Source organism: Mesorhizobium sp. M1143 (assembly GCF_040318435.1).
GTDB lineage: Bacteria > Pseudomonadota > Alphaproteobacteria > Rhizobiales > Rhizobiaceae > Mesorhizobium.
On sequence record NZ_JAMYMJ010000142.1, the window covers coordinates 1 to 2,597 of the forward strand.

Here is a 2,597-nt window from a genome sequence, read left to right on the forward strand (position 1 = left end):
GGCGTTCCTTCGCGGGAATCAGGTGACGTGAACAATCACCAGCCTGCCATGACCGCCCCCTCTCAGCGAATTTGCAGAACTCTCAGCACACTACCCGCACCACCGGCCCGTTTATGGATGGGGCCTGGCGTCCCCGGTCGGGCCCCGGGTGCGGAGGCGACCGCGGGCGTGTGGGGGAGCGCACCTTCTGCGACGCTGGAAAGCAGGTCGACGCCTTACCGAACCCCGCGTTCAATGCCTTGGAACAGCCAGCGCCAGCGTTACGCTGCCGTCGTGACATTCATGGCTTGGGGAGACGGCGATTTTCCCCTGCGGATGAGGCGTATTGACTTCGGCCAAGTGTGGATGCTTCGCCGACGAGCCGAAAGGCAACTGGCGCATACGATCGGATGGAGAACGGGCTGTCGCTACGCGACTTCTTCTGAGCCCAACGCGAGCATGCCCTGCCCCGAATGAAGTAAGTGACGGGGGCCATGCAGCTTCTGCGTCATTCAAACGGCTGTAGCGCCTCGGCCGCCGCAGCGCCGTTCCAGCCGGCTCATGCTGTCCACGGTGACGCGGCGGTTGTTCTCGATCCGAATCACGCCGTCCATTCTCAGGCTGGTCAGCTGACGGCTCACGGTCTCGTTTGTGATTCCAAGGAAATCAGAAATGTCGGCACGCGTCATCGGCAGCTCGAAGCACGTCGAGCTAGCCGTCGGGTCAACATTGGAGTCGATGTTCCGGGCAATCATGAGGAGAAAGCTCGCCACCTTCTCTGGTGCGGTCTTGCGCCCCAGAGTCACCATCCATTCGCGTGCCTCGTCAAGTTCGTTCAGCGCCTGCTTGAGCAGGCGATGCACAAATTCAGGTGACTGCTTCATCATCCGTTCGATGGCCGCTCTGGGAAACGAGCATAGCGAGACAGCTGTTGCCGCTTCCGCATTAATCGCACTTTTCATCTTGAAGGGCCGACCCAGAAAATCCGGGGCGAACTGCAGGCCGACAATCTGTTGGCGTCCATCTGACAGGCTCTTCGTGAGCTTCACCACGCCTGAAAGCACGTTCGAATAACAGTCGACCGCCTCGGCGTCGCCGATCAGTTCGACCCCCGGCTCGATATTGTGCCGCGACGACGTCTTGGCGAGCTGAGCCAAATGGTCTGGCTCTAGCGCGCCACAGACACCGCGGCGCCGTGCCTCGCAAGACAGGCAAAGAACGGGGATGCCGGAACTGTGAATATCCTGCCGTAATGTCATTCGATCGCTCTACCGCTCCGTGCGGGCAGGATAGCATCCACGGTAGAAAAATCCTTGCGGCAGTTTGTCCGTGCTGAAGGTTGATCGAAATCAGGGCTTAGGCTCATCCAAGCATCCACAGTTCGGGCGAGGCAAACACGGTGGACCACGACATGCGACAAAAGCTAGTTGCCAGATTTGGCGAGAACGTCCCGCGCTACACGAGCTACCCGACCGCGCCGCATTTCAATGCAAGCGTTGACGCTACCGTTTGTCGTGGCTGGCTACAGGGGCTCGACGAGGGCGACGAAATCTCGCTCTATCTGCACATCCCATACTGCGACAAGCTTTGCTGGTTTTGTGCCTGCCATACCAAGCAGACACGCCATTACGAACCGGTGACGATCTATCTCCGCTCACTGCATGCCGAGATCGCTACCGTCGCCGGTCTTGTTGCAGGCAAAGGTCGTGTGCGTGCCGTCCATTTCGGCGGTGGTTCGCCGACGATGCTCAAGCCCGAAGATATGGCGGCGCTGGGAACCGCCCTGCGCAACAGCTTCGGCTTTCTTCCCGGCGCCACGATCAGCGTTGAAATCGAACCCAACGATATGGACGATGCCCGCCTCGATGCGCTTGCCGAGATCGGCATGACAAGGGCGAGCCTCGGCGTTCAGGATTTCGATCCGAAGGTGCAAAAGGCGATCAACCGCGAGCAGAGCTTCCTGCAGACCAAGACGGTCGTCGACGGCGTTCGTTCGCGCGGCGTCGAATCCGTCAATCTGGACCTGCTCTATGGTCTGCCGCACCAGACCAGGGAAAGCGTCGCTTCTACGGTCACGCAGGCACTGACCCTGGAACCGGATCGGATCGCACTGTTTGGCTACGCGCATGTACCGTGGTTCAAGAAACATCAGACGATGATCGACGAGGCCTGGTTGCCGGGTCCCGCGGAGCGCTTTGCCCAGTCGCAACTGGCTGCACAGGCGATTGTAGACAATGGATACGAGGCAATCGGGCTCGACCATTTCGCCAAACCAGGCGATGCGCTGGCGATTGCGGCACACACCGGGACTTTGCACCGGAACTTTCAGGGCTACACGGACGATTGCTGCGAAATCTTGATCGGGCTCGGCCCGTCATCCATTAGCCAGTTTCGGCAAGGCTATGCGCAGAACATGCCTTCAACCAGCGAATATAGACGCATGGTTGATGACGTTGGAATGTCCGATGTTCGGGGTATCGCACTTTCCAACGACGAACGCGTTCGCTGCTGGATCATCGAAAGTGTGATGTGCGACATCGCCTTCTCGGCCATCGATAGTTTTGAACGCTTCGGCGATTCCGTCCAGAGGCTCCTCCTTCAGTCAAGTTCCATGGCCC

The 2,597-nt window shown here is 59.4% G+C and carries 2 protein-coding genes; one reads left to right on the forward strand and one right to left on the reverse strand.

Features of this window, described 5'->3' with window-relative positions:
* Positions 1–491 precede the first annotated feature (491 nt).
* On the reverse strand, positions 492–1,238 hold the full coding sequence (locus tag NKH35_RS31315) for a Crp/Fnr family transcriptional regulator (protein WP_023708062.1): 747 nt from the start codon (positions 1,236–1,238) through the stop codon (positions 492–494).
* 152 nt (positions 1,239–1,390) lie between these two features.
* Here NKH35_RS31315 and hemN point away from each other — a divergent pair.
* A partial coding sequence (gene hemN, locus NKH35_RS31320; protein WP_352917530.1) for an oxygen-independent coproporphyrinogen III oxidase occupies positions 1,391–2,597 on the forward strand: 1,207 nt, incomplete at its 3' end.

Bases quoted from the DNA above. Each gene is read 5' to 3' on its own strand.
- NKH35_RS31315 (WP_023708062.1), bottom strand. From the start codon at position 1,238: ATGACATTACGGCAGGATATTCACAGTTCCGGCATCCCCGTTCTTTGC.